This is a genomic window from Leifsonia sp. 71-9, assembly GCF_001898805.1.
GTDB lineage: Bacteria > Actinomycetota > Actinomycetes > Actinomycetales > Microbacteriaceae > Leifsonia.
The window spans coordinates 101,749-127,506 of sequence record NZ_MKVJ01000022.1 but is presented as its reverse complement, the minus strand read 5'-3'; the positions used below and the strand labels follow the sequence as shown (position 1 = coordinate 127,506).

Genomic DNA, 25,758 nt, shown 5'->3' with positions numbered 1-25,758 from the left:
GCCGCTCCACGCCGCCGGGCTCGAGCGCGACGCGCGCCTCACCGCCCAGGTCGCGGCGGCCCTCGCGGACGGGCCGGGACTCGCCCCGGTCGACGCGCACGCCGTCGCGGAGACCTTCGCGCTCGGGATGCGGCTCACCTTCGACGAGTGGGTGCGACGCGCGGATCACGCCGAGACGCACATCCCGCCACTCGGCGACATCTACGCAGACGTGCGCCGCGCTCTGGCGCGCGCCGCCGCCGGGACCGGGCGATGACGGAGACCTTCGGCGCCGAGTACTGGCGCGCACACTGGGCCGAGGCCGGCCACGGCGCTCCGCCACCGCATCCCGCCCTCGACACCGAGGTCACCGGTCTCGCCCCGGGCACGGCGCTCGACGCCGGGAGCGGGGAAGGCGCGGAAGCCCGCTGGCTCGCCGCCCACGGCTGGACCGTCACGGCCGTCGACCTCGCGGCCCGCGCGGCCGGGCCCACCGGCACGACGCCCCTCGACGACGCGATCACGTGGATCGAATCCGACCTGACCACGTGGGAGCCGCCGGATCCGTTCGCGCTCGTCACCACCTTCTACGCGCACCCGACCATCGGCCAGCTCGCGTTCTACGACCGGATCGCCCGCTGGGTCGCGCCCGGCGGAACCCTGCTGATCGTGGGGCACGCCCACGACGGCGGGCACGCCCGGGGCCACGCGCACCCCGACGGCGCGACGGCCGACGTCGAGGGCGTCCGCGCCCTCCTCGCCGCCCCCGCGTGGACGATCGAGACGGCCGAGTACCGCGACCGCGCGCTCGCCGACCGGCACGGCCGCGCGATGCCGCTGCGGGATGTCGTGGTGCGCGCCCGCCGAAGCGACCGGTAGGGGCGGCCCCTCAGGCGTCGTCCTCAGGCGTCGCCCGCCGGCGCCTCCCCGAACCACGCCCCGAGCCGCCCATCGAGCTCGTCCTGGTCGTCACCGATCCAGGCGACGTAGCCGTCCGGTCGCAGGAGCACCCCGGGTGCGTCCAGCTCGTCGCTGACGTCCGCGAGGCGGTCGACGCGCTCCGCCCATCCCCCGACGGAGAGCGCACCGGTCTGGTCGAGCAGCAGCCCGCGCCCCGTGCGCAGGTGCTCGTAGAGGCGACCGCCCTGCGCGAGCGGCAGGTCGCGCAGCCGCCGGCCGAGCGACTCCGGACCGGCGCCGAGGTCGTAGCGGATGCCGATGCCGCTCACGCGCTCCGCCAGCAGCCGGCTGACGACGTCGAACGCCATCAGCTCCCCCATCAGCCGGCGCACCGCCTGCGGCCCGGGTTCGGGAGAGATGAGCACGCTCTGCGCGCGCGTGATCGTCAGCACGCCGTCGGCGACAGGGTGGCGCTCGGTGAAGTAGGTGTCGAGGAGGTCGCTGGGCGCCCATCCCGCGACCGCGGCGGCGAGCTTCCAGCCGAGGTTGAACGCGTCCTGCACGCCGAGGTTGAGGCCCTGGCCGCCGAGCGGGGGATGCACGTGCGCAGCGTCGCCCGCGAGGAAGACCCGACCATCCCGGTACCGCTCGGCGAGCCGGGTCGCGTCGGTGAAGCGCGAGAGCGCGCGCGGCGAGTGGATGCCGAAGTCGGTGCCCGCGTACGCCCGCAGCTGCGCGCGGAACTCCTCCAGCGTCGGCGGCACCGCGCGATCCTCGGCGACCGTGGCGGCCGGGACCACCGCGCGGTACAGCCCGTCGCCGGTGGGCCCGATGCCGAACCCGCGATGAGTCTTGCGCACCTCCTCGCCCACCGAGGCGATCTCGTCGGCGGAGGCCGTGGCCTCCACCTCGCCCAGCAGCCACTCGGTCGTCGCGGCCTCGCCGGGGAAGCCGATCCCGAGCCGCTTGCGCACCAGGCTGCGGCCGCCGTCGGCGCCGACCAGCCAGCGTGAGCGCAGCCGCGAACCGTCGGCGAGCTCCACCGTCACGCCGTCGTCGTCCTGCTCGAATCCGGCCAGCTGCGCCCCGCGGCGGATCTCAGCGCCGAGCTCGGCGGCATGCTCCGCCAGCAGCCGGTCGGTGAGGGGCTGCGGGATGCCCAGCAGGTAGGCGTGCGCGCTGTCGAGCACGACCGGCCGAGGCCCGGCGATGCCGGCGAACGAGCCGACGCCTCCGGGATACTGCGTCCCGTGCGCGAGGAACCGCTCCAGCAGTCCGCGCTGGTCCATGATCTCGATGGTGCGCGGCTGCAGCCCGAGGGCGCGGACCGCGGTCGTCGGCTCCGCATCCCGCTCCAGCACGAGCACCTCGACCCCGTGCAGCCGCAGCTCGGCCGCCAGCATCATCCCCGTCGGGCCGCCTCCGCTGACGATCACGTCGTACGTCTCGGAATCCATCCACTCCCCTACCTCGACGCGACCTGAATGCGGCCGCGACCAGCAATTCTGCTCCAGACCGGGGCCCTTGCCGCAAGCCCCCGCCCCTCCGGTATCCTGGAAATGCGGGAACGGGGCGCACCGGCCGGGCGGTCACATGGTCTGGCGCATCCCGCCGTCGATCACGACATCGGCACCGGTCAGGTTGCCGAGCAGCGGGCTCGCCAGCATCGCCGCCAGGGCGGCGACCTCCTCCGGAGTGGTGAACCGCCCCGTCACCATCGCCTGCTCCGCGCCGTGCCGCACCTCGTCGGGCGAGCCTCCCCCGGCCGCGGACACCGTCTGCGCCACCCCTCCGTCCCCGAGCCATAGCGCGGTCGCCACCGGCCCCGGGCTGATCGAGTTCACGCGGATGCCGCGCGGGCCCAGCTCCTTCGACAGGCTCTTCGAGAAGCTCAGGGCCGCGGCCTTCGCGGCGCTGTAGTCCATGACCAGCGGATCGGCGAGCATCGCGTTCTCGCTCGCGATCGTGATGATCGCGGCACCCTCCGACACGAGGTCCAGGAGCGCGCGCGTGACCCGCACGCTCGCGAGCGCGTTCAGCTCGTACGTCCGCATCCAGTCCCCGTCGGTGATGGAGGCGAACCCACCGGGCCGCGGCGGTGCCGACCCGACGTTGTTGACGAGCACGTCGACACGGTCGCCGACTTCGCCGCGCAACCGGTCGATCTGGGCGGGATCGGAGAGGTCGGCCGCGACGAAGCGGAACCGCGGATCCGCGGCGAGCGCGGTGGTCTCGTCGGTCGCGCTGCGGGCGACGCCGACGACGGTCGCACCCTCGGCCAGCAGCGCGCGGACGGTCGCGAGACCGATCCCCCGGCTGGCTCCGGTGACGACGGCGGATTTTCCTGTCAGGTGAAGGTCCACGTCGCGACTATGGCGCGCGGGAGGGGGTGCGCACCAGGGGCGATCGCGTGGAGGGACGACATCGGACAGGTCCATCTGGGCCCCCCATGCCATAAGTTCGCGCCGCTGTCGAGCATTGCCGTGCCCTCCCGGCCCGTGGCAGGCTCGCCAGCACAGCGGTCAGGACCTGCCGCACGGGCATGTTCGTTCCGCGAGCGAGGGGTGGAGCATGTCAGAGGTGTTGCCCGGATCCGTTCTTCCGACGCCCGATCAGACCTATGTGGGGCCGATCACGGTGGACGAGAAGAAACTCGACGTCAAGCGCGATCCGATCGAGGTGAAGCGGCCCCCGAAGCAGGCGCCCAACGTGCTGCTCGTGCTGCTCGACGACGTGGGGTTCGGTGCGTCGAGCGCGTTCGGCGGCCCGGTCCCGATGCCGACGGCGGAGCGCATGGCGGGTGCGGGACTGCGGTACAGCCGGTTCCACACCACCGCCATCTGCTCGCCCACCCGCGCGGCCCTCCTGAGCGGCCGCAACCACCACCAGGTCGGCATGGGGCAGATCACCGAGACGGCGACGCCTGCGCCCGGCTACCGGTCGACGCGGCCGAACTCGTGCGTCCCGCTGCCCGAGATCCTCCGGCAGGCCGGGTACAACACGGCGCAGTTCGGCAAGTGCCACGAGGTGCCGGTGTGGGAGAGCGGGCCGACCGGGCCGTTCGACCACTGGCCCGCGTTCAGCGGCTTCGAGAAGTTCTACGGGTTCATCGGCGGCGAGACCAACCAGTGGACGCCCGCCCTCGTCGACGGCGTCTCGCTCATCGAGCCGCCGGACGACCCCGACTACCACCTGATGCCCGACCTGGCCGACAAGACCATCGAGTACATCAACCAGCAGAAGGCGCTCACGCCCGACAAGCCGTTCTTCGTCTACTTCGCGCCCGGCGCCACACACGCGCCGCACCACGTGCCCCGGGAGTGGATCGCCAAGCACCAGGGCAAGTACGACCAGGGCTGGGATCAGCTCCGCGAGGAGACCTTCGCCCGGCAGAAGGAGCTGGGCATCGTGCCCGCCGACGCCGAGCTGACCGAGCGCTCCGAGGGCATCCCGGCGTGGGACGACGTTCCCGCCGAGCGCCGCCCCATCCTGGCGCACCAGATGGAGGTGTACGGCGCGTTCCTGGAGTACGCCGACCACCACACCGGTCGCGTCATCGACGCCATCGAGGGCCTCGGGATGCTGGACGACACCCTGGTGATCTACATCATCGGCGACAACGGCGCCTCCGCCGAGGGCGGCCTCGAGGGCGCGTTCATGCTCTCCACCGCGGCCAACGGCGGCGCCGAGTACGAGACCGTCGAGTTCTGGCAGGAGAACCTGGACAAGATCGGCGGCCCGGAGGCGTACAACCACTACGCCGTCGGCTGGGCGCACGCCATGTGCACGCCCTACCAGTGGACCAAGCAGGTCGCCAGCCACTACGGCGGCACCCGCAACGGCACCATCGTGCACTGGCCGAACCGCATCGCCGCCCGCGGCGAGGTGCGCAACCAGTGGCACCACGTGATCGACATCGCGCCGACCATCCTGGAGCTGGCCGGCCTCGCCCAACCGCACACCGTCAACGGCGTCACCCAGGTGCCGATGCACGGCGTCTCGATGACGTACACCTTCGACGACGCGGCGGCCGACGAGCGGCACCTCACCCAGTACTTCGAGATCATGGGCAACCGCGGCATCTACCACAAGGGCTGGACCGCGCAGACGCGCCACCGCACCCCGTGGGACGTCGTCAGCGCCGCCCCCGACTTCTCGGACGACGTGTGGGAGCTCTACGACACCACCGTCGACTGGACCCAGTCGAACAACCTGGCGAAGTCGAACCCCGAGAAGCTCGCCGAGCTGCAGCAGCTCTTCCTCATCGAGGCGACCCGCTACAACGTCATCCCGATGGACGACCGCGCGGCCCAGCGGATGAACCCCGAGTTCGCCGGTCGCCCCACGCTCGTCTCCGGCACCTCCCTCCGGCTCTACCCCGGCATGGTGCGCCTGAACGAGAACGTCGCGATCAACGTCAAGAACCGGTCCTGGTCGGCCACGGCGGAGATCGTCGTGCCCGAGAGCGGCGAGGTGGACGGCGCGATCCTGGCGCAGGGCGGCCGCACGGGAGGCTGGTCCTTCTTCGCGGAGGGCGGCAAGCTCGGGTTCCACTACAACTTCTGCGGCCTCATCCGCAGCACCGCGCTCTCGGAGAAGCCCATCGGCGCCGGGACGCACCAGGTGCGCGCCGAGTTCGCGTACGCGGGCGGGGGCATCGGCCGCGGCGGCACGGTGACGCTTTACATCGACGGCGACGCCGCGGGCACCGCCGAGGTGAAGCGCACCCACCCGATGTACTTCTCGTTCGACGAGGGCCTGGATGTCGGAACCGACACCGGCATGCCCGCCTACGAGGGCTACACCACCCCGCACGGCACCTTCACCGGCACCATCGACTGGGCCCAGATCGACCTCGGGCTCGACGATCACAGCCACCTCCTCGATCCCGAGGAATGGCTGGCGGCCGCGATGCGCCACCAGTAGGCGGGACCGGCGGGCGGCCCCCGAGGGCGCGCTCTACGCGGACTTGTTCTTCGAGGCCGCCCGCCGCACGAACCCGAACACGATCGTCCCGACGAACAGGATGATCCCGATGATCGCGAGCCAGAGCAGCCCCTTGATGGCGAAGCCGACGACGGCGAGGATGGCCCACACCACGAGCAGAATGACGATCGTTGCCACCATGGTGACCTCCAGAGTCCCGGACGCAGTGGCCCGGGCTGCTCCGACCCTACGTCCGGCGGCGCCCGGTTACTAGCGGCCCGGCTGGATCAGCGGGCGATGCGCAGGCGGCCGGTCACTCGTCCCGCTCGTCGGGCCCGTCGAACTCGTCGAGCTGGTCGACGCCCTGCGGCACCTCGACCTCCACTTCGACGCCGCTCACCGCGTCCCCCTCGCGGAACGCGCCGGTCCCCTCGTCGAGCGTCCCCTCGCCGTCCGGGTAACCCGCCTCGTCCGGATACTCGACGCCGCCCGTGTTCGTGCTGTCCATGTCCCGCTCCTTCCGCTGGTCCGATCCTGCACCCGGAGGCAGGGGCGAGGCCAGGACGGTGTCCCCGGTCGCGCTCACCGCTCGCCCCCTGCTCTGGGGCGAGTCGGACGGGAACCGCATCCGTTACCGTCGGGCGACATGGGGGATGACACGGCCGGGCTGCCGCCAGACCCGGCGACACGGGTCGATTTCGCAGGCATCAGTGCGCTGTCGTCGCGACCGGCCGGCTACGCCGTCGCGCTGAAGTGCTTGCAGGTGCAGGCGGCGGCGGTCGAGGGTGAGCCGGCGCTGCGATCGCAGAAGCAAGAGATCCTGCACGCGGACGCGTGGTCGTGGTACCAGGGAGCGCTCGGCGAGATCGAGGTCGGAGCGATGCTCGACGGCCTCGGCCCGGAGTGGTTCGTCCGCCACTCGGTTCCGATCGGCGCGGCGACCAAGGATGTGGACCATCTGGTGATCGGCCCCGGCGGCGTGTTCGCCATCAACACGAAGCACCACGCCGACGCCTCCGTGTGGGTCGGCGACCACGTCCTGCGGGTGAACAACGCGAACACGCCGCATCTGAGGGCCGCCCGGAGCGACGGCCTCGACGTCGCGCGACGCCTGGCGGCGAAGACGGGCTTCCCCGTCCCCGTCACCCCCGTGGTCGCGATCCTGAACGCGCGCTCGTTCAAGGACGCCCGCCCATCCATCACCCGCGAGGTCGCCGTGATCCAAGCCTCGGCGCTCATCGCCTGGCTGCGGGCGCAGCACTCCCCGCTGGGCGCGACGAAGACCGACCTCATCGCGCTCGCCGCCGAAGAGCCGGGCACGTGGCATGTCGACCCGCGGGCCGCCGACACCCTCCGCGTGATGCAGCGGTTCGAGCGCCTCGTCGCGCGGGTGGAGGCGCTGCGGCCGCCCGCCGCGTCCACCGCCTCGGGCGCCGCACGCCGGAAGCCCGGCCCGACGACGACGCGCACGAAGACGACCACCCGCCCGCGCTCCGTGCGCCCCGGGCTGTTCCGGCTGTGGCTGGCGACAGCGTTTGTGATCGGCGCGATCCTCATCTTCCGCGGGATCGCCAACCAGCCGTGCGCGACTCCGCTGGCCTGCCTGATCCCGGCCTACTACCTGGCGTGGAAGCCGCTGTTGATCGTCGGCGCGGTGGCGGTCGTCGGTCGCGCGGTGTTCCTCACCTTCACGAAGCCGAAGCGAACGACCGCGTCGAAACGAACGTCCCGGTGAAGAAGACGACGGGCCTCACACCCGATTGACCGGAGCCTCCGGCACCCCGCCCAGGACCGCGCTCACCGCGTTCTGCGCCTGCACCCGCACGTACTCGACCTCGGTGAAGCGCGAGAAGTACGCGATGTGCGGGGTCAGCACGACGTCCTCGCGGCCGACCAGGGGGTGCGCGGGAGAGGGCGGCTCCTCGTCGAGGACGTCGAGGGCCGCACCCGAGAGACGGCCGCTGTCGAGCGCGTCGACCAGGGCCTCGTTGTCGATGAGGCCGCCGCGGGAGACGTTGAGCAGGATGGCGCCAGCCGGCATGTCGGCGAGGAAGGCGGCATCCACCATTCTGGCGGTCTCCGGGGTCAGCGGCACGTGCAGGGAGAGGGCGTCGGAGGTGCGGCGGACATCGTCCAGGCTCGTCCGCTCGATGCCGAGGCGCTGGAGGTCGGCCGTCACCTCGGGGGTGTCCGGCAGCATCGGGTCGTACCCGAGCACGCGGCCGAACAGCGGGCCGGCGAGCCGGGCGAACGCGCGGCCGATCTTGCCGAGGCCGACGATGCCGAGGGTGCGCTCGCTGAGACGCGGCGGGGCCTCCGGAGCACGCTCGTTCCAGCGCTCCGCCGTGGCCGAGGCGGTGTAGAAGGGGAGCTGCCGCGCGCTGGCGAGCAGCAGGGCGAGCGCGTGCGTCGCGACCTCCTCGGTCGCGGCGCCGGGCACGTTCGTCACCCAGACGCCGTGCTCGGTCGCGGCCTCCACATCCACGTAGTCGAAGCCCATCGACATGAGCGCGATGACCTTCAGGTGCGGGAGGGAGGCGATGACCTCCCGGGAGATGGCGGCGTAGCCGGGGAGCAGCGCGTCCGCATCCTGTGCGCCCGCGATGATCGCGGCCGGGTCGCGGGTGCCGAGCACGCGCACCTCGAAGCCGTGCGACTCGAGCAGTGCGATGCCGGGCGCGGGATCTGTGTCCTCGACGTCGGTGTAGACGGCGACCGGCCGGCGGGCGGCGTCAGTCATCGGCGCCGGCTTCGCTCGGCCCGCCGTCGACGCCGCGCGGGTGGGCGCTGCCCTCGCGCACGATCACCTGCGCCATGGCGGTCATCAGCTCGTACGCGACGTGCGCGGCGGCGATCCCGGTGACCTGGGCGTGGTCGTAGGCGGGCGCGACCTCCACGACGTCGGCCCCGACGATGTTCAGGTCGGTCAGGCCGCGGAGCAGACGCAGCAGCTCACGGCTGGTGAGGCCGCCGGCCTCGGGCGTCCCGGTGCCGGGCGCGTGCGCGGGGTCGAGCACGTCGATGTCGATGGAGATGTAAAGGGGCCGGTCGCCGACGCGGCGCCGGATGCGGTCGAGGGCGGCGGGGATGCCGTTCTCCTCGATGTACTCGCTCGACACGATCGAGAAGCCGAGGCGCTCGTCGTCCTCGAGATCCTGCTTGCTGTAGAGCGGGCCGCGGGTGCCGACGTGGACGGACGCGGTGCGGTCGAGGAACCCCTCCTCCGACGCGCGCCGGAAGGGCGTGCCGTGCGTGATCGGCTCGTCGAAGTAGGTGTCCCAGGTGTCGAGGTGTGCGTCGAAGTGCAGCACCGCGACCGGTCCGTGCTTCTCGCTGATGGCCTTCAGCAGCGGGTAGGCGATGGTGTGGTCGCCGCCGATGGTCAGGATGCGCTGCACGCGGCTGCCCAGCTCGCTCGCCGCCTCCGCGATCTCGCGCACGGCCTCGTCGATGTGGAACGGGTTGACCGCGATGTCGCCGGCGTCGGCGATCTGCACGGCCTCCCACGCCGAGAAGTCCTGCGCCGGGTTGTACGGGCGCAGCAGTCGGCTGGAGGCGCGCACGTGCTCCGGACCGAAGCGGGCGCCCGGGCGGTAGCTGACGCCGGTGTCGAAGGGGATGCCGACCACGGCGAGGTCGACGGCCGGCACGTCTTCGAGGCGCGGCAGCCGGGCGAAGGTGGAGAGCCCGGCGTAGCGCGGGGTCTTCGATGCGTCGGCGGGGCCGATGGGAGGTGTGCTCATGGTGGTTCCTCGTGCCTGTTCCGTGGTCGGTTCGGTGCGGGTCGGTTCGGTGGCGTCAGTTCGTGAAGGTGGACTGCGGGAGGTGGATGACGTGCAGGCCGCCTGCAGCGCCCGCAGCCGTCACCGCCTCGGCCAGCTCGGCGGACGTGCCGACCCGGTGCCCCGCGCCGCCGAAGGCGTCCGCGACGGCCGCCCAATCGGGCTGCACCAGGTCGACGCCGATCGGGGCGATGTCCGCATCCACCTCGTTCTGCTTGATCTCCGCGTAGCCGCCGTTGTCGACGACGATCACGGTGACGTCCAGCCGCTGCTCGACGACGGTGATGAACTCCTGCAGCGAGAACATCAGCGCGCCGTCGCCGACCACCGCGAACACCGGGCGGTCGGGCCGCGCGACCCGCGAGCCGATGGCGGCGGGAAGGCCGTAACCGAGCGTCGCGTAGGTCGCCATGTACGGGGTCGAGTTCGGCGTCGCGACCTGGAGACGGTTCAGGAGGCCCCAGTAGGCGACCTGCGACGAGTCGGTCGTGACGATGGCGTCGTCCGGGAGGGCCGCAGCGATCACGTCGGCGAGGGCCGTGTTGATGGCGGAGAGCTCGGCGCACTCGGCGGCGACCGCCTCCAGCGTCTCCGGCACGCGGGCGTCGCGGCTGGGCGCGTCAGCCGACGCGTCCCCCAGCGCTGCCACGATGGCGGCGAGCGCGACCGGCGCATCCGCGACGATCCCGACCTCCGCGGCCTGGTTCTTGTGGAGCTGCGACGCCACCCGGTCGATGCGGATGACGTGGCCGCGAGCCTCCAGCGCCTCCACCCACAGCTCGGCCTCGCCCAGCTTCGAGCCGACGACCAGCAGTACGTCGGCATCCCGCGCCCGGTTGCGCGCGGCCGCCAGCCGGAGGTTGGACCCGAGGGAGAGCGGGTGCCGCTCGTCGAGCACGCCCTTGGCGTTGAGCGTCGTGACGACCGGTGCGCCCAGGCGCTCGGCGAGCGCACGGAGCTCGTCCGTCGCGCCGCGCGAGCCGCCGCCCGCGAGGATGACCGGATCGGTCGCTCCGGCCAGCAGCCGCGCGGCCTCGGCGACCGCGGCCGCCTCGGGCGCCGTCGCAGCGGCAGGAGCGCGAGCCGCGAGCGACTCGGCAGGCAGCTCCGTCTCCTCCTCCAGCAGGTCCAGCGGCACCTCGATGTAGACGGGGCGCGGACGGCCGGTGGCGAACAGCGCGAACGCGTCGTGGACGGCCTGCACGGCCTCCTCGGCCGACTGCACCCGGCGCCCCCACTCGACGATCGCCGAGGCGGCGCCCAGCTGGTCCTTCGTCTCGTGCAGCGTGCCGACGTCGGCGAACTCGCGCCCGCGGGCCGGGCCCGGCGAGAGCACGATCATCGGCCGCGACTCGCAGTACGCGGTCCCGGCGGCCGAGAGCGCGTTGAGCAGTCCCGGTCCGCTCGTCGTGATGACGACGCCCGGCTTGCCGGTCTGCAGCGACCACCCGTCGGCCGCGTATCCCGCGCCCTGCTCGTGCCGCGTGGTCACGGGATGCACGCCGAGCGCGGTCAGCGGCCGGTAGAACTCGAGGTTGTGGGTGCCCGGGATACCGAACACCGTGTCGACGCCGTAGTTGCGAAGGGTCTCGATGAGCACCCATCCGGTGGTGCGGGCGGCGCGTGTCTCCATGCCTGTGCGTCCTTTGCGAGTCGGGGTCAGTTGGCGGCGGCGAAGCGGGGCGAGCCGTCCACCCAGGTCGCCTGGACCGGGATGGTGGCGATCGTCTCCGCCTCCACCGTCAGCGGGTTCGCGCCCAGCACGACGAAGTCGGCGCGCTTGCCGGCGGCGAGGGAGCCGAGCTCGTTCTCGCGGCCGAGGGTGATCGCGCCCTCCAGCGTGTGCGCCCGGAGCGCCTGCTCCGCGCTGATGCGGAGCGAGTCCGGGCCGAGCTTGTGCCCGCGCCGCGTGACGCGGGTCACCGCGGCCTGGATCGCCTCCAGTGGGCGCGGCTCGGCGACCGGCGCGTCCGACGAGATCGTCACCGGCACTCCGGCCTCGATGAACTCGCCCAGCGGGTTGAACCGCTCGCCCGGGGTGCCGATGGCCTGCTCCACGCCCTCGCCCCAGTTGTAGTAGTGCTGCGTCTGGTTCACCGGGCGGATGCCCAGACGCGCCATCCGCTGGATCTCCTCGACCGCGGGGAGGCCGCAGTGCTCGATCCGGTGGCGTGCGTCGGCGTCGGGGCGCTCGGTCAGCACCTGCTCCACCGCATCCACCACCATCGCGATGGCGGTCGGCGACTGCGCGTGCGTCGCGGTCTGCAGCCCGGCGGCGTGCGCCTTGGCCACCAGCCCCGCGTACTCGGCGGGCTCGTGGTAGAGCTGGCCGGTGCGGCACGGGTCGCCGACGTAGCCCTCGGGGAAGTAGGCCGTCCATCCGCCGAGCGTGCCGTCGGCGTAGAGCTTGATGCCCGCGACCGACAGGAAGGCGTTGCCGAACGGACCCGTGAGCCCGAGGTCGATGACCTGGTCGAGCAGGTGGGAGAGGAAATACATCGAGACGCGCACCGAGAGCTCGCCGCGGTCGGCCATGGCCAGGTAGGCCGCGAACTCCCGCTTCGAGACCTGCGCGTCGCCGAGCGCGGTCACGCCCGCCGACAGGAACTCGCGCTGCGCGATGTCGAGCTGCCGCTGGTGCTCGGCCGGCTCGTCGCCGAGGTGGAAGTTCGGGCCGTGGTGGCCGATCTTCACGCCGTGCAGGCCGGTGAGCACGTTGCAGGCCGCGTCGGAGAGCTCGCCCGTGAGCTCGCCGTCCGCATCCCGGAAGAACTCGCCGCCCTCGGGGTTCGGGGAGTCGCGGGTGATGCCGTACTTCGCGAGGGTGAAGCTGTTGACCACTCCCCCGTGGCCGGAGGCGTTCATGATGTACACCTCGCGGTCGGTCGCGATCCGGTCGAGCTCCTCCTTCGTGGGGTGGCGCCGCTCGGCCAGGTTGCGCTGCTCGTAGCCGTAGCCGCGGAGGGGAACGCCGGCGGGCAGCCGCTGGGCGCCCTCCCGCATCAGCTCCACGATCTCCGGGATGGACGCCGCCTTCGCAGGGCTGACGTCCACCCAGGTGAGCAGCTGCCCGTACATCAGGGGGTGCGCGTGTGCGTCGATGAAGCCCGGGACGATGGTCGCCCCCGGGAAGTCGGCGCGCTGCGGCTCGATCCCCGCCTCGCGCGCCTGCTCCTCGACGTCGGCGAGCGTGCCGACCGCGAGGATGGTGCCGCCCGCGGTGAGCAGGGCCTCCGCGTGCGGGTTGTCGTCGTCGATGGTGAGGATGACGTCGGCCGTGACGATGGTGGGGGCGGAGTCGCGGGCGTCGTAGGTGGCGAGGTGTCGCATGGGTCAGATCCTTGTGGTCTTGATGGCCGTGGTGTCGAGGCGCGGGTTGAACGATCCCGTCGCCGGCGCGGAGTCGGAGTGCTGCGGCGCGAACCAGGTGCCGACGATGGCGATCAGTGCGAGGGCGCCGAAGAACCAGATCGCCGACCAGAAGGTTCCGGTGATGGCGATCAGGCCGGTCGCGATGGCCGGCGACAGGCCGCCCCAGACCGCCGCGCCGATTCCGTACGAGAGGGACATCGACGTGTAGCGCGCCTGCGGCCGGAACATCTGCGTCATCACCGTCGACAGCGGAGCCCACGCGCCGCTCAGGGTGATGCGGATCACGCTGACGAAGATGTAGATGAGCGTCACCTGGTGGTTCTGGATGACCAGCACCAGCGGGATCACGGCGATGAACGAGAGCAGCGATCCGAGCATGATGACCCGCTTGCCGCCCCACTTGTCGCCGAGCAGTGCCAGCGGCAGGGTGACCAGCGCCTCGATGAAGGAGGCGACCGTCATGGCGCCGAGGATGACGCTCGCGTCGAGGCCGACCTCCGGGCTGGTCGCGAAGTTCTGGACGAAGACCGTCGCGATCACGTAGCCGCCGGACGACATCGCGATGATGCAGAAGCCGAGGATGATCGCCAGCCAGTTGTTGCGCAGCGCGAACAGGATCGGGGTGGACTGCGTGTGGCCCTCGATCTTCTCCTCGAAGACCGGCGTCTCCTCCACGCGGTACCGCACCCAGATGCCCACGCCGATCAGCACGATGCTGAACAGGAACGGCACGCGCCAGCCCCACGTCAGGAGGACTTCGTCGCCCATCCCGGACAGGATCCAGAACGCGCCGGAGGCCATCAGCGCGCCGAGCGGGTTGCCCAGCTGGGTGAAGCCGCCGTAGAAGTTCTTGAACTTCGGCGGCGCGCTCTCCACCGACATCAGGCTCGCGCCGCCCCACTCGCCGCCGACCGCGAGGCCCTGGGCGACGCGGAGGATGATCAGCAGGATCGGCGCCATGATCCCGATCGTGTTGTAGCCCGGCAGGCAGCCGACCAGCACGGTCGCGACGCCCATGATGAAGAGGGTGATCGTCAGCGCCCGCTTGCGGCCCAGCTTGTCGCCGATGTGGCCGAAGATGATGCCGCCCAGCGGTCGCATGAAGTACGCCACCGCGTAGGTGCCGAACGAGGCGAGCGTGCCGAGGGCGTGGTTGATCTCGGGGAAGAACACCTGGGGGAACACGATGGCGGCGGCCGTCGCGTAGACGTAGAAGTCGTACCACTCGATGGTCGTGCCGACGACGGACGCCAGGCCGGCCTTCAACGCACGGGCATGCCCTGGGGGTTGCGTTGCGGTTACAGACACACAAAGCTCCTTTGCTCGTATTGCCTTGTTCGATTGTCGTGCTCGTTTCGACGTGAAGTCTCACTCCGTCGCCGAGGATGCGCAAGCGCAGTTCGGCGTCGGGCGCGGCTGTGCGCCGTCGATTTGTCAGGGGATGAGGACAAAACTATCGCGATTCGTCCGCTGCGCTTGTTCGCGACGACGGATTTGCGGTCGCGGGCGGGCGTTTCCGGGTATTCTGCGGATGTGCCGATCCGTCCCGACCGAACCGTCCCCGAGCGCGACACCGACGCCCTCGACAGCAGCCTCGTCCGCGCCCTGCAGGCGGACGGCCGCGCCAGCATCCACGAGCTCGCCCGCACCCTCGGCGTCTCCCGCGATCTCGTCTCCCGCCGCCTCGGCACCCTCATCGGGAGGGATGGCCTCCGCGTCGTCGCCGCCCTCGACCCCGGCTTCGCCGGCCTTAACGTCTTGATTCACGGTCTCGTCGCCGTCGACGGCCGCGCCCGCCCCGTCGCCGAGCAGCTCGCCGACCTCCCCGACACTGTATTCGTCTCGCTGGTCGGCGGCTCCTCCCCCGTCGTCTTCGAGTCCCGCCACGGCGACCTCGACGAGCTGCACGCCACCCTCTCCGCCATCCGCGAGATCCCCGGCGTCCGCGGCCTGCGCGTCAGCACCTACGACGCCCTGCTCAAGGAGTTCATCACCGCCGCCTCCGTCACCTCCGTGAAGCTGGATCGCCTCGACCACGAACTCATCGCCGTGCTGCAGGACGACGGCCGCGCCAGCTACCGCGAGCTCGCCGACAAGGTGCGCCTCTCCCCCTCCTCAGCACGCGCCCGCGTCCGCCGCCTCCTGGACGCCGGCGTCATCCGCATCGCCGCCATCGACGCCGGCGGCCTCTCCCGCAACCGCGTCGCCGTCGGCGTCGGGATCGGCCTGCGCGGCTCGGCCGAGCCGGTGCACCGGTACCTCGTGGACGCACGCGCGGTCGACCTCGCCGCGGATGCGCACGGCGCGTACGACGTCATCGCGACCATCGTCGGGACGACGCGGACCGGGGTGCTGTCGGTGATCGAGGATCTGCGGGCGCTGCCGGAGGTCGGGTCGCTGGAGACGTGGGCGCACCTCGACATCATCAAGGAGGACTACACGCGGACGCTGGGGCGGATCGTGCGGGGGTGAGGCTTTGAGGGCCTAGCGCCCCTGCCGCTTCTTATACGGCTTAGGCTGCCCCTTGACGGCCGGCGCGCGCCCCTTGCCCTTCGACGCCTTTGCCTTGCCGCCGGCCGGAACGACCGGCTTCGCCGCCGGTGCGGGCGCCGCAGCGATCTCGTCCTTCGCCGTGGTGAGGAAGAGCATCCCGGCATTCGTCAGCCGCGTCTCCGCGGAGTCGCGGACGAAGAGCGGAGTTCCCACCTGCTCCTCCAGCTTCGCGATCGACGAGTAGAGCGACGCCAGCGGGATGTTGAGCGCCTTCGCCGCCCGCGGAAAGTGCAGCTCCTCGGCGACGGCGACGAAGCGCACGAGCAGGGTGATGTTCACGGGAGGCCCTTCATGGATGGTGGAACAGGCGCTCTACTAACCGTACGGAAGCGGACCCCTACGCGCGAGCGAGTGCCGGTTCCGTCACGGGCAGACGCGAACGCTGCGTCCCTCGAACGTCACGATGTCACCGAGCTGCAGCTGCCGCCCGCGACGCCGATCGACCTCGCCGTTCACGGTCACGTAGCCATCGATGATGGCCTCTTTGACATTCCCGCCCGAGTCGAGGAGCCCGGCGAACTTCAGGAACTGGCCGAGGCGGATGCCGTCGCCGCCGATCGGGGTGTCGTCGATCGGGGGCGAGGGGGTCATTCTGGAATGGTAGCTGACCTCGGTTCGCGAGGTCGCACCGGCTCTCCAGATGTGTCCGCAATATGAGGCCCTGGCGATCTTGAGCGAGCGGGCGGCTTGTGACTGCGAACGCCCCGGTCGAAGCACACGTTCGACGGATGGTGCCCCTGGAGGGACTCGAACCCCCAACCTTCTCCTTAGGACGGAGCAGCTCTTCCATTGAGCTACAGAGGCCAGCCCATCGAGTCTAGCGAAAACGAAAACCTGTCATGCCGCCGGCGCGAGGTAGTCCTGCCAGTCGGGTAGGGGCGCCTCCGAGCCGCGCACGACCCAGGAGGCGTCACGTGGGGCGCGAGGGGTGATGTTGAGGGTCCAGCCCATCTCGGCGGGGGTGCGGTCGCTTTTGAGGTTGTTGCAGCGGAGGCAGCAGGCGACGAGGTTCTCCCAGCTGTCGCGGCCGCCGCGGGAGCGGGGCAGGACGTGGTCGATGGTGGTGGCGGACTTGCCGCAGTAGCCGCAGCGGTGGAGGTCGCGGCGGAGGACGCCGCGGCGGCTGACGGGGACGGTGCGGCCGTGCGGGAGGCGCACGTAGCGGGTGAGCAGGATGACGGATGGTCTCTCGTAGCTGCCGGAGATGCTCCACACGGGGTGGGCGCCGTCGCTGGCGAGCACGGTCGCCTTCTGGTTCAGGACCAGGACGATGGCGCGCTTGTAGGAGACGACCGCGAGGGGTTCGTAGCCGGCGTTGAGGACGAGAGTCTTCATCTGCGACCTTCCGGGAGGGCGAGAGAGGGGATGACGGGTGCCGGGCAAACAAAAAGGGCACTGTCCGTGCGGACAGCGCCCAATGAAGGAACGGCATGGTGGTGGTGACGCACCACGTGATGGTGGAGGCAGGGCTCCACGTGGTGACGGCACAGCAGGAAATCGCGTTGGCGCTCGACCGGCAGAAGGCCGCGCTTCGCCCGCCGGGTCGCTCGCGGCGACCTGACTCCGGGCACGACGTCAACCGGATGAAGCGGCATCAGGGGATCAGAGTAACGCAGAAACGGCGCGCCTCCTATTCGAGGCGCGCCGTTTCACAGCCGGGCCGGGAGGAGTTCACCGGCCGGACACGAATCAGATACCGAGGCGGACGATGTAGAAGTCGCTCGTCCAGATGGGGCGCACCGAGATGGACCGGCCGACCTCGGGGGCGTCCATGATGTTGCCGTTGCCGGCGTAGAAGCCGTCGTGGCCGGACATGATGACGATGTCGCCGGGGCGGGCGTCGGCGATGGAGATGCGCTTGCCGGCCGCGGCCTGACCCGACACGGAGTGCGGGAGGGAGACGCCGAACTGGGCGTAGACGAACTGCACGTAGCCCGAGCAGTCGAAGCCCGCGGGCGAGGCGCCGCCGAAGACGTACGGGGTGCCGATGTACTGCTGCGCCACCGAGAAGACGGAGTCGAGGCTGAAGTTGGGGTAGGGCGGGTTGGCCAGGAAGTCGGAGACCGACGGGCCGGAGTAGCTGTTCGCGTAGTTCGTGAGGCTGACGGCGGCGCGCTGGCGGGCGGCCTCTGCGGCAGCGGAGGCGGCTGCAGCGGCCTTCTGCGAGGCGAGCTGCTCCTCGGTGGTGGCCGAGGCGGCGTCGCGGGCGACGGCGGCGGAGGCGACGGTGGTGCCGACCTCGACGCTCTGCGACTGGGCCTTCTTCATGCTGTCGGCGGCGGAGGGGCCGAAGGCGGAGTTCTCGGCGTTGTCCGGGTTGAAGGCGAAGGCGGGAAGAGACATGGTGGCGATGATGCCGGTCGCGACGGTCATGACCGCGACGTTGATGGCCCAGCCGCCCTTGCGCTTCTTGGCGGGGGTCTTCTTCACGACGGCGGTGGAGCCGGTGGAGGCGGAACCGCCGGACGACGATGCGGTGGGCTTCGCCGGAGCGGCGGCACGGGCAGCGGTGCTCGTGCGCTGCGGGGCGGCAGCCTGCGTGGTGCGCTCAGCGCGGAGCGAGCGGCGGGAGACCGCTGCGGAGGAGGCGGGGATGCCCGTCTCGGCGGTCGTCGGTGTGGCTTCGGTGCTCGTGCGGTCCTGGGCAGGGCCGGGCGTACTCGAGTGGGCCAAGTGCATCCTCCTGCGCTCCGGCAACCCTAGGGTGGCTGCCCCCGCCCGATGCGAATTGGCTTCGGCTTCACGAACCGGGAGACGGGTTCAGGGGGTGTGGAGCGTCCCGGTTCGGGTCCTGGTGGGCCGGTTGTGGCCCGTTCGGACTCGTAAGAGACTACGGGACGCTCACCCGTTTGTCACATCTTTTCGGAGCTTTTTTAACGAAAAGGTAACGGAACTCAGGCCTCGACGAAGATGTGGGCGGCGAGCTCGTTGGGCAGCTCCAGGCCGGTCTCGAAGCCCTCGATCTGCACGCCGACGTACGAACCGGCGGCGGAGAAAGTGCCGGTCGAGCCGGGGAAGACACCGGCCTGCTTGAGCTGCAGCAGCAGCTCGGGGTCGACCTGCGCCGGCTCGCCGAGCCGGCGGATCCTGGCAGTCACCCCGGAGTCGGAGCCGCGCACGACGTCGACGAGGTTCACGAGGTTCTGCGTGGCCACCTCGGTCGTGCCGAGGTCGCCGAGGTCGCCGAGACCCGGGATGGGGTTGCCGTAGGGCGACTCCGTCGGGTGCCCGAGCATGGTGAGCAGCTTGCGCTCGACCTGCTCGCTCATGACGTGCTCCCAGCGGCAGGCCTCTTCGTGGACGTACTCCCACTCGAGCTCGATCACGTCGCTGAGCAGGCGCTCCGCGAGGCGGTGCTTGCGCATGACGTTGACGGCCTTGCGGCGGCCCTCCTCGGTGAGCTCGAGGTGGCGGTCGCCGGAGACGACGACGAGGCCGTCGCGCTCCATGCGGCCGACGGTCTGCGAGACCGTGGGGCCGGAGTGCCCGAGGCGCTCGGAGATGCGCGCCCGCAGGGGGACGATGTTGTCCTCCTCGAGCTCCAAGATGGTGCGAAGGTACATCTCGGTCGTGTCGATCAGATCGGTCATGAACCCCTCCACTTGCAGGCACGCGAATGTCGCACTAGAGCCTACTTGCTGCCGATGACAGAAATGTGCAGGCGCGTCGATGGGGCCCGTGCGGCCCTCCGCGCTATCCAACAGCCAATACACTCTCTTTATGCCGGATGTGACCATTCCCACTGACCTCCTGCCCGCCGACGGCCGCTTCGGTTGCGGCCCGTCCAAGGTCCGCCCCGAGCAGCTCGCCTACCTGGCCGGGCCGGGCGCGGCGCTGCTGGGCACCTCCCACCGCCAGGCACCGGTCAAGAACCTCGTCGGCAGCGTCCGCCAGGGCCTCTCCGACCTGTTCCGCCTGCCGGAGGGCTACGAGGTCGTCATCGGCAACGGCGGCTCCACCGCCTTCTGGGACGCCGCGGCGTTCTCCCTCATCGAGAAGCGCAGCCAGAACCTCGTCTTCGGCGAGTTCGGCGGCAAGTTCGCCAAGGCCGCGGCCGCGCCGTGGCTGGAGGCCCCGCACGTGATCGAGGCGGCCGCCGGATCCCGCAGCGCCGCCGAGGTCGTGGAGGGCGTGGACGTCTACGCCTGGCCGCACAACGAGACCTCCACCGGTGTGATGGCGCCGGTCACCCGCGTGAACGGCGACGCCGGCGCGCTGACGGTCATCGACGCGACGAGCGCGGCGGGAGGCGTCGACATCGACGCGTCGCAGGCCGACGTCTACTACTGCGCGCCGCAGAAGAACTTCGCGTCCGACGGAGGCCTCTGGCTCGCCCTCTTCTCCCCCGCCGCGATCGAGCGCGTCGAACGCATCGCCGCGAGCGGCCGCTACATCCCCGAGTTCCTCAGCATCAAGAACGCGATCGACAACTCGCGCCTCAACCAGACGCTGAACACCCCGGCCGTCGCGACCCTCGCCCTCCTCGACAACCAGATCGAGTGGATGAACGGCAACGGCGGCCTCGCCTGGGCCGACGCCCGCACCCGCGAGTCGTCCGACGCCCTCTACACGTGGGCCGCGGGCGTGGACTACGCCACCCCGTTCGTCGCCGACCCGGCGCACCGCTCGCAGGTCGTCGTCACGATCGACTTCGACGACCGCATCGACGCCGCCGCGGTGGCCAAGACCCTCCGCGCCAACGGCGTGGTCGACACCGAGCCCTACCGCAAGCTCGGCCGCAACCAGCTGCGCATCGCGACGTTCACGGCCATCGAGCCGTCGGACGTGCGCGCGCTCATCGGCTGCGTCGAGTACGTGGTGGAGCGGCTGGGCTGAGCACCGCCATGCGGCTCTGGCTCCGAGACGACGAGAGACGGCCCGATCCGACACCCGCGAAGACGGATGATCGGCGGGCCGTCCTGGTCGGTCTCGCGTTGTGGGTCCTAGCGTTCGTCCCCGTGCTGCTCTTCGCCCCGGACGTCTGGATCTGGACCGTGGTCGTCGGCCTCGCCCTCGGCGTCGCCGGACTCGTCTACCTCACCGTCACCCGGCGCAAGCGCGGCTGACTCGGCCTCGGCCAGCGCCGTCGGCTCCTCGAGCGCGGCGGCCTCCTCGGCCGGGAGGTCGAGATCGGCGTCCACGTCGGCGTCGTCGTCGACATCGTCGGCGTCGTCGGCGTCGTCGGCGTCGTCGGCGTCGTCGGAGTCGTCCGCGTCATCGTCGCCGGAGTCATCCGCGTGGAGGCTGTCGATGTCCACGCCGTCGAAGTCGTCGTCGCCGTGCAGGTCGTGCACGTCGCGGTCGTCGTCGTCGTCATCGGACTCGTCGTCGAAGTCGTCGTCGTCATCCTCGTCGGAGGCGTCGTCATCCGACTCGTCATCGTCGGACTCGTCCTCGTCGGACTCGTCGTCGTCCTCGCCCTCACCCGCAGCGGCGGCCTCGGCCGCGAGGGCCTCCTGCGCCGCCTGGTAGTCGGCGAGACGCTCGGACCACGGCACCCAGTCGGGCGCGAGCAGCGCGCCGTCGGCCGGCATCAGCTCGGCCTCCAGCACGGTCGGCTCGGCGTCCTCGTCGGCACGGCCGACGGTGACGGTCCAGCGCCATCCCGGGTAGCCGGGGAGGGTGCACTCGAACAGCAGGGAGACGACGCCCTCGCCCTCGACGACGTGACCGATGGCAGCGCCGACCGTCGACTCGGGTGTGATCTCCGCGAGCGCGCGGCGGGCGAGCGGCTCGGCCGCCAGCAGATCCTCGATGCCGGTGTCAGGCATCCAGGTCGTCCGCAACGCGCCGCAGCACAGCGGCGATCTTCGCGCCGTGCTGCTTGTCGGGGTACTTGCCGCGACGCAGGTTGGAGCCGATCCCGTCGAGGAGCTTGACCAGATCCTCCACGATGATCGCCATGTCGTCGGCCGACTTGCGCTTCATCTTCACGAGGCTCGGGGGCGTCTCGAGGACGCGCACCGACAGCGCCTGCGCACCGCGCTTGCCGTCGGCGATGCCGAACTCGAGGCGCGATCCCGCCTTGACGACCGCGCCGGCGGGCAGCGCGGAGGCGTGCAGGAAGACCTCCTGACCGTCGTCGGCGCTGATGAAGCCGAAGCCTTTCTCATCGTCGTAGAACTTGACCTTGCCGGTTGGCATGGGAACCTCACTTCACATGGGGGATCGAATGACCAACCTCAATTATCCTTGATTTCGTGACCCAGCAGACCCCAGCGCCCGCATCTCGTGTGCAGCGCGTCCTCTCGTACATCATCGCGGCGCTCGTGATCGTCTCTCTGGTCTGCATCGCGGCCATCCTGATCGGCACCGCTGTGGGCGGATTCGCGCAGCAGGGATCGGGTGAGGGGCTGTGGCCGGCGGTCTTCGTCTTCCCGCTGATCGCCCTCCCGATCGCGTTCGTGCTCATCATCGCGCTGATCATCGTCGTCGGCCGCCAGCGCAGCAAGGCGGCGAAGGCCGCCAAGGCCCTGGACACCAAGGGCCGGCGCTAGGCGGGCGACCGCGGACCGCCGCGATGACGACGACGCTCGCTCTGGCGGCGCGTCTGCGAGCGCTCGGCGACGACGCGCTCATCTCCTCCCTGCACCGCCGCAGCATCCGGCGTGCGGGGGTCTCCGACTTCTTCGACCTGGCCGAGGCGCTGCTGGACGCCGAATCGGTCCAGCGGGCACTGGTCGGCCTCGACCGCACCCGCCTCGCCGTGCTGATCGCGCTGGGGCACGCGGATGAGCCGCTCGGCGTGGAGGCCATCGCCGCTCTGCTCGCCGACGAGCCGGCCACCGCGGGGCTGAGCGTCCCGGCCGTGGAGTCCGCGCTGGAGGCGCTGAGCGCGCTGCTCCTGGCGCAGCCCGCGGCCGCCGAGGACGGGAGCGATGGCGGCGAGGGCGCGGGCGGCGGAGACGGCGCGGGCGACGCGGACGACAGCGGCTCCCGCCCGGCTCCCCACGGCTTCACGACCTACGACGCGGTCTTCGCGCGGCTGACCGCGTGGCCGGAGGCGACCCTCCCATCGCCCGACGACCTGCTGCACACCGCGCCACCGCCCGCCCTCGCGCCGGTGCCGGACACGGAGCGCCGCTTCACCGACCGCCTCGCCGCCGACCGGGCGTTCGACGCGGTCGTCGCGGTCTCCGAGCTGCTGGCCGAGCTCTCACGGGAGGGTGCCCGCGAGTTGCAGCGCGGCGGCCTGGCCCTGCCCGCGGTGAAGCGGCTCGCCGAGGCCCTCGCGGTCGACGCGTCCGCCATCCCGACCGTGCTGTCGGTCGCCTCCCGTGCCGGGCTCGCCGCGCTGGAGGACGGCGTCTGGCTGCCCACCGAGCCCGCGGCCGAGTGGCTCCACGCCTCCACTCCCGAGCGCTGGCGCGCCCTCGTGGCGGCCTGGCTCGACGCACTGCCGGACGACCTGCGCGCCCTCGTGGCCGCCCGCAGTCGCGCCTCGTGGGGCGACAGCCTGCGCGAGCACGTCGCCTGGCTGTACCCGGCGGCGCCCGAGCAGGCGCAGCAGCGGGTGGATGCCCACCCGCGCGACGCGGAATGGCTCGGCGTGACCGCCGCCGGAGCCCCCTCCAGCGCCGGGACCGAGCTGGTGGAGCACGGGCCCGAGGCCGCGGCCGCGTTGCTCACGCCCGCCTTCCCCGCCCAGGTGCGCGGCGTCTACCTGCAACACGACCTCACCGTCATCTCGCCCGGACCGCTCGCCCCGGACCTGGAGGCGCGCCTGCGCGGGATGGCCGACCTCGAGAGCCGGGCGCTGGCGTCGACCTTCCGCTTCTCCCCCGCCTCGATCGACCGCGCGATCACCGCCGGCGAGTCGGCGTCGAGCATCCGGGACTTCCTGGCCGGGATCTCGCTCACCGGCCTCCCGCAGCCGCTGGACTACCTGATCACGGATGTGACCGAGCGGCACGGGCGCGTGCGGGTGCGGGCTGTGGACGACGGGGATGCCCGCAGCGCCATCCACTCGGCCGACGCCACCCTGCTGCGCACGATCCAGGTCGACCAGTCGCTGTCGTCGCTGCGGCTGGCCCCGGTGCACGCCGACGAGCTGCGCAGCCGGTTCCCGCGGGATGTGGTGTTCTGGGCCCTCTCAGATGCCCGGTACCCCGTGGTCGCCGAGGACGACGACGGCGTTCCGGTGGCCCTGCGGAGGCAGCGGTACGCGCATCCGCATCCCGTCGCCTCCCGCGACCAGGACCGCGAGCTGGTCGAGCGGCTGCGCGCGGTGGACGAGGCGACGACGGACGACACCGGTGAGCAGTGGCTGGCCCGCCAGCTCGACCAGGCCGTGCGCGCCCGGCAGACGGTGATCGTGGAGGTCGCGATGCCCGACGGGCGCACGGTGGACTACCTGCTCGAGCCGACCGGGGTCGGCGGCGGGCGCCTGCGCGGGCGGGATCGGGCGGCCGACATCGAGCGGACGCTGCCGCTGTCGAGTGTGAAGGGCGTGCGGCCGGCGTGACGGGCGGCGGGCAGCGTGGCGAGCGCGCACCCAGCCTGACGGCCAGCCGCGCGGCGTAGACTCAGCCGTTATGTCCGATGGCCCCCTGATCGTCCAGAGCGACCGCACCGTCCTGCTGGAGGTCGCCCACCCCGATGCCGAGGACGCCCGCCACGATCTCGCCGTCTTCGCCGAGCTGGAGCGCGCCCCCGAGCACATCCACACCTACCGGATCACCCGGCTCGGGCTCTGGAACGCGCGCGCCGCGGGCCACACGGCCGAGGACATGCTGGGCACGCTCGAGCGGTACTCGAAGTTCCCCATCCCGCAGACGGTGTCGGTGGATGTGGCGGAGACCGTCGGCCGCTACGGGCGCCTCGCGATCGCGCGCGACGACGAGGGCGAGCTGGTGCTGCGGTCGGACGACCTGGCCGTGCTCACCGAGGTGGCGAGCGCCAAGCGCATCGCGCCGTTGCTGCTCGAGCGCCGCGGGGACACGACGTTCGCCGTGCAGGCGTGGGCGCGCGGGCAGCTCAAGCAGGAGCTGGTGAAGCTCGGCTGGCCCGCCGAGGACCTCGCCGGCTACACCCCCGGCACCCCGCACGACATCGGGCTGATCGAGGACGGCTGGGCGCTGCGCGACTACCAGCGCAAGGCGGTCACCAACTTCTTCGACGGCGGTTCGGGCGTGGTCGTGCTGCCCTGCGGCGCGGGCAAGACGCTCGTCGGCGCGGGGGCGATGGCGACCTCCAAGACCACGACGCTGATCCTCGTCACCAACACGGTGTCGGCGCGGCAGTGGCGCGACGAACTGCTCAAGCGCACGACCCTGACCGCCGACGAGATCGGCGAGTACTCCGGGCAGGTGAAGGAGGTCAAGCCGGTCACGATCGCGACCTACCAGATCCTCACGGCCAAGCGGAAGGGCGAGTACGCCCACCTGGCGCTGCTCGACGCGCTCGACTGGGGACTCGTGGTCTACGACGAGGTGCACCTCCTGCCCGCGCCGGTGTTCAAGCTGACCGCCGAGCTGCAGGCCCGCCGCCGCCTCGGTCTGACCGCGACGCTCGTGCGCGAGGACGGCCGCGAGGGCGATGTCTTCAGCCTGATCGGTCCCAAGCGCTTCGACGCGCCGTGGAAGGAGATCGAGGCGCAGGGCTTCATCTCCCCCGCCGCGTGCTACGAGGTGCGCATCGACCTCCCCGCCTCCGAGCGGCTCAGCTACGCGGCCGCCGCGGACGACGAGCGCTACCGCCTCGCGGCGACCGCCCCGGCCAAGCTGGACGTCGTGCGGCAGCTCGTCGACCGGCACGCGGGCGAGCGCATCCTCGTGATCGGCCAGTACCTCGATCAGATCGACGAACTCGCCGAGGCGCTGGGCGCGCCGCAGCTCACGGGCGCGACGCCGGTGGACGAGCGCGAGCGGCTGTACCAGGAGTTCCGCGACGGGCGCACGCAGGTGCTGGTCGTCAGCAAGGTCGCGAACTTCTCGGTCGACCTCCCGGAGGCGACGGTCGCCATCCAGGTCTCCGGCTCGTACGGCTCGCGGCAGGAGGAGGCGCAGCGTCTCGGCCGCCTCCTGCGCCCGAAGGAGTCGGGGCTGTCGGCGAACTTCTACACGCTGGTCTCCCGGGACACGGTCGACCAGGACTTCGCGCAGAACCGGCAGCGGTTCCTGGCCGAGCAGGGGTACTCGTACACGATCCTGGACGCGCACACGCTGCAGGCTGCCTAGGGGCGTCGCCGGAACTCCGGAGATCTCCGGCGACACGCCGCTCGGTTCGCCGTTGTTCCGGTGATCCG

25 protein-coding genes, 1 tRNA gene and 1 pseudogene are annotated in these 25,758 nt (G+C 71.5%); 10 read left to right on the top strand and 17 right to left on the bottom strand.

Translation table 11 applies throughout. The features are described from left to right. Together BGO91_RS20655 and BGO91_RS20650 are read left to right on the top strand one after the other, a co-directional pair. The coding region (locus tag BGO91_RS20655; protein ID WP_290474616.1) for a hypothetical protein at positions 1 to 256 on the top strand (256 nt) is incomplete at its 5' end. Continuing rightward, positions 253 to 858 carry a trans-aconitate 2-methyltransferase gene (locus BGO91_RS20650; RefSeq protein WP_290474615.1) on the top strand — a complete coding sequence of 202 codons (606 nt, stop codon included), beginning with the start codon at positions 253 to 255 and terminating at the stop codon, positions 856 to 858. The genes BGO91_RS20655 and BGO91_RS20650, both read left to right, overlap by 4 nt. A gap of 23 nt (positions 859 to 881) precedes the next feature. Here the strand turns inward: BGO91_RS20650 and rox are convergent, their stop codons facing one another. Next, the gene (gene rox, locus BGO91_RS20645) at positions 882 to 2,336 is read right to left on the bottom strand and encodes a rifampin monooxygenase (protein ID WP_290474614.1); all 1,455 of its coding nucleotides are present in this window, start codon (positions 2,334 to 2,336) and stop codon (positions 882 to 884) included. Between the two features lie 132 nt (positions 2,337 to 2,468). Beyond that, positions 2,469 to 3,242: an SDR family oxidoreductase gene (locus BGO91_RS20640; protein WP_290474613.1), complete on the bottom strand. Its 774-nt coding sequence runs from the start codon at positions 3,240 to 3,242 to the stop codon at positions 2,469 to 2,471. A 208-nt stretch (positions 3,243 to 3,450) separates the two neighbouring features. Between BGO91_RS20640 and BGO91_RS20635 the strand changes: the two genes are divergently transcribed. Next, positions 3,451 to 5,805 (top strand): arylsulfatase, encoded by a 2,355-nt coding sequence (locus BGO91_RS20635; protein WP_290474612.1) that lies wholly within the window; start codon positions 3,451 to 3,453, stop codon positions 5,803 to 5,805. Between the two features lie 33 nt (positions 5,806 to 5,838). On the opposite strand, the gene BGO91_RS20630 is transcribed toward BGO91_RS20635, so the two are convergent. Together BGO91_RS20630 and BGO91_RS20625 are read right to left on the bottom strand one after the other, a co-directional pair. Further along, positions 5,839 to 6,006: a hypothetical protein gene (locus tag BGO91_RS20630; RefSeq protein ID WP_290474611.1), complete on the bottom strand. Its 168-nt coding sequence runs from the start codon at positions 6,004 to 6,006 to the stop codon at positions 5,839 to 5,841. A 112-nt stretch (positions 6,007 to 6,118) separates the two neighbouring features. After that, positions 6,119 to 6,313, bottom strand: coding sequence for a hypothetical protein (locus BGO91_RS20625; protein WP_290474610.1), 195 nt, complete (start codon positions 6,311 to 6,313; stop codon positions 6,119 to 6,121). A gap of 138 nt (positions 6,314 to 6,451) precedes the next feature. On the opposite strand from BGO91_RS20625, the gene BGO91_RS20620 reads away from it, so the two are divergent. Beyond that, complete coding sequence (locus BGO91_RS20620; RefSeq protein ID WP_290474609.1) at positions 6,452 to 7,540, top strand: nuclease-related domain-containing protein; 1,089 nt, start codon at positions 6,452 to 6,454, stop codon at positions 7,538 to 7,540. A 15-nt stretch (positions 7,541 to 7,555) separates the two neighbouring features. Here the strand turns inward: BGO91_RS20620 and BGO91_RS20615 are convergent, their stop codons facing one another. The 5 genes from BGO91_RS20615 to BGO91_RS20595 are packed head-to-tail and all read right to left on the bottom strand — an operon-like array spanning position 7,556 to position 14,267. After that, positions 7,556 to 8,545 (bottom strand): C-terminal binding protein, encoded by a 990-nt coding sequence (locus tag BGO91_RS20615; RefSeq protein WP_290474608.1) that lies wholly within the window; start codon positions 8,543 to 8,545, stop codon positions 7,556 to 7,558. Beyond that, positions 8,538 to 9,548, bottom strand: coding sequence for an agmatinase (gene speB / locus BGO91_RS20610; protein ID WP_290474607.1), 1,011 nt, complete (start codon positions 9,546 to 9,548; stop codon positions 8,538 to 8,540). The genes BGO91_RS20615 and speB overlap by 8 nt, the downstream gene beginning before the upstream one ends. 55 nt (positions 9,549 to 9,603) lie before the next feature. Beyond that, positions 9,604 to 11,220, bottom strand: a complete 1,617-nt coding sequence (locus BGO91_RS20605; protein ID WP_290474606.1) for a thiamine pyrophosphate-binding protein — start codon at positions 11,218 to 11,220, stop codon at positions 9,604 to 9,606. A 26-nt stretch (positions 11,221 to 11,246) separates the two neighbouring features. Further along, on the bottom strand, positions 11,247 to 12,917 hold the full coding sequence (locus BGO91_RS20600) for an amidohydrolase (RefSeq protein WP_290474605.1): 1,671 nt from the start codon (positions 12,915 to 12,917) through the stop codon (positions 11,247 to 11,249). A gap of 3 nt (positions 12,918 to 12,920) precedes the next feature. Continuing rightward, positions 12,921 to 14,267 (bottom strand): MFS transporter, encoded by a 1,347-nt coding sequence (locus tag BGO91_RS20595; RefSeq protein ID WP_290474604.1) that lies wholly within the window; start codon positions 14,265 to 14,267, stop codon positions 12,921 to 12,923. A 225-nt stretch (positions 14,268 to 14,492) separates the two neighbouring features. Between BGO91_RS20595 and BGO91_RS20590 the strand changes: the two genes are divergently transcribed. Then, positions 14,493 to 15,431, top strand: coding sequence for an Lrp/AsnC family transcriptional regulator (locus tag BGO91_RS20590; protein ID WP_290474603.1), 939 nt, complete (start codon positions 14,493 to 14,495; stop codon positions 15,429 to 15,431). 12 nt (positions 15,432 to 15,443) lie between these two features. Here BGO91_RS20590 and BGO91_RS20585 read toward each other — a convergent pair whose 3' ends face one another. From BGO91_RS20585 to BGO91_RS20560, 6 genes are all read right to left on the bottom strand, one after another. Beyond that, positions 15,444 to 15,791 (bottom strand): LysR family transcriptional regulator, encoded by a 348-nt coding sequence (locus tag BGO91_RS20585; protein WP_290474602.1) that lies wholly within the window; start codon positions 15,789 to 15,791, stop codon positions 15,444 to 15,446. 84 nt (positions 15,792 to 15,875) lie between these two features. Continuing rightward, positions 15,876 to 16,103, bottom strand: coding sequence for an RNA-binding S4 domain-containing protein (locus BGO91_RS20580; RefSeq protein WP_290474601.1), 228 nt, complete (start codon positions 16,101 to 16,103; stop codon positions 15,876 to 15,878). Between the two features lie 138 nt (positions 16,104 to 16,241). Continuing rightward, a tRNA-Arg gene (locus tag BGO91_RS20575) sits at positions 16,242 to 16,316 on the bottom strand. Positions 16,317 to 16,349: 33 nt separating this feature from the next. After that, a complete protein-coding gene (locus BGO91_RS20570) occupies positions 16,350 to 16,847 on the bottom strand; it encodes an HNH endonuclease (RefSeq protein WP_290474600.1) in 498 nt (165 codons plus the stop codon). Between the two features lie 354 nt (positions 16,848 to 17,201). Beyond that, positions 17,202 to 18,185 (bottom strand): C40 family peptidase, encoded by a 984-nt coding sequence (locus tag BGO91_RS20565; RefSeq protein WP_290474599.1) that lies wholly within the window; start codon positions 18,183 to 18,185, stop codon positions 17,202 to 17,204. Positions 18,186 to 18,406: 221 nt separating this feature from the next. After that, positions 18,407 to 19,102 carry a metal-dependent transcriptional regulator gene (locus BGO91_RS20560; RefSeq protein WP_290474598.1) on the bottom strand — a complete coding sequence of 232 codons (696 nt, stop codon included), beginning with the start codon at positions 19,100 to 19,102 and terminating at the stop codon, positions 18,407 to 18,409. Between the two features lie 130 nt (positions 19,103 to 19,232). On the opposite strand from BGO91_RS20560, the gene serC reads away from it, so the two are divergent. Beyond that, complete coding sequence (gene serC / locus BGO91_RS20555; RefSeq protein WP_290474597.1) at positions 19,233 to 20,348, top strand: phosphoserine transaminase; 1,116 nt, start codon at positions 19,233 to 19,235, stop codon at positions 20,346 to 20,348. 8 nt (positions 20,349 to 20,356) lie between these two features. Further along, positions 20,357 to 20,506 (top strand): annotated as a pseudogene (locus BGO91_RS20550) (DUF2530 domain-containing protein); the annotation flags it as partial. On the opposite strand, the gene BGO91_RS20545 reads toward BGO91_RS20550, so the two are convergent. Both BGO91_RS20545 and BGO91_RS20540 read right to left on the bottom strand, forming a co-directional pair. Further along, complete coding sequence (locus tag BGO91_RS20545; RefSeq protein ID WP_290474596.1) at positions 20,456 to 21,283, bottom strand: DUF3027 domain-containing protein; 828 nt, start codon at positions 21,281 to 21,283, stop codon at positions 20,456 to 20,458. The pseudogene BGO91_RS20550 and the gene BGO91_RS20545 sit on opposite strands and share 51 nt — an antisense overlap. Then, the gene (locus tag BGO91_RS20540) at positions 21,276 to 21,656 is read right to left on the bottom strand and encodes a cold-shock protein (protein ID WP_021754477.1); all 381 of its coding nucleotides are present in this window, start codon (positions 21,654 to 21,656) and stop codon (positions 21,276 to 21,278) included. Before BGO91_RS20540 ends, BGO91_RS20545 begins: the two co-directional genes overlap by 8 nt. 56 nt (positions 21,657 to 21,712) lie before the next feature. On the opposite strand from BGO91_RS20540, the gene BGO91_RS20535 reads away from it, so the two are divergent. From BGO91_RS20535 to BGO91_RS20525, 3 genes are all read left to right on the top strand, one after another. After that, positions 21,713 to 22,009 carry a hypothetical protein gene (locus BGO91_RS20535; RefSeq protein ID WP_290474595.1) on the top strand — a complete coding sequence of 99 codons (297 nt, stop codon included), beginning with the start codon at positions 21,713 to 21,715 and terminating at the stop codon, positions 22,007 to 22,009. A 23-nt stretch (positions 22,010 to 22,032) separates the two neighbouring features. Then, positions 22,033 to 23,976: a helicase-associated domain-containing protein gene (locus BGO91_RS20530; RefSeq protein WP_290474594.1), complete on the top strand. Its 1,944-nt coding sequence runs from the start codon at positions 22,033 to 22,035 to the stop codon at positions 23,974 to 23,976. Positions 23,977 to 24,046: 70 nt separating this feature from the next. Continuing rightward, positions 24,047 to 25,690 carry a DNA repair helicase XPB gene (locus tag BGO91_RS20525; protein WP_290474593.1) on the top strand — a complete coding sequence of 548 codons (1,644 nt, stop codon included), beginning with the start codon at positions 24,047 to 24,049 and terminating at the stop codon, positions 25,688 to 25,690. Positions 25,691 to 25,758: the final 68 nt, after the last annotated feature.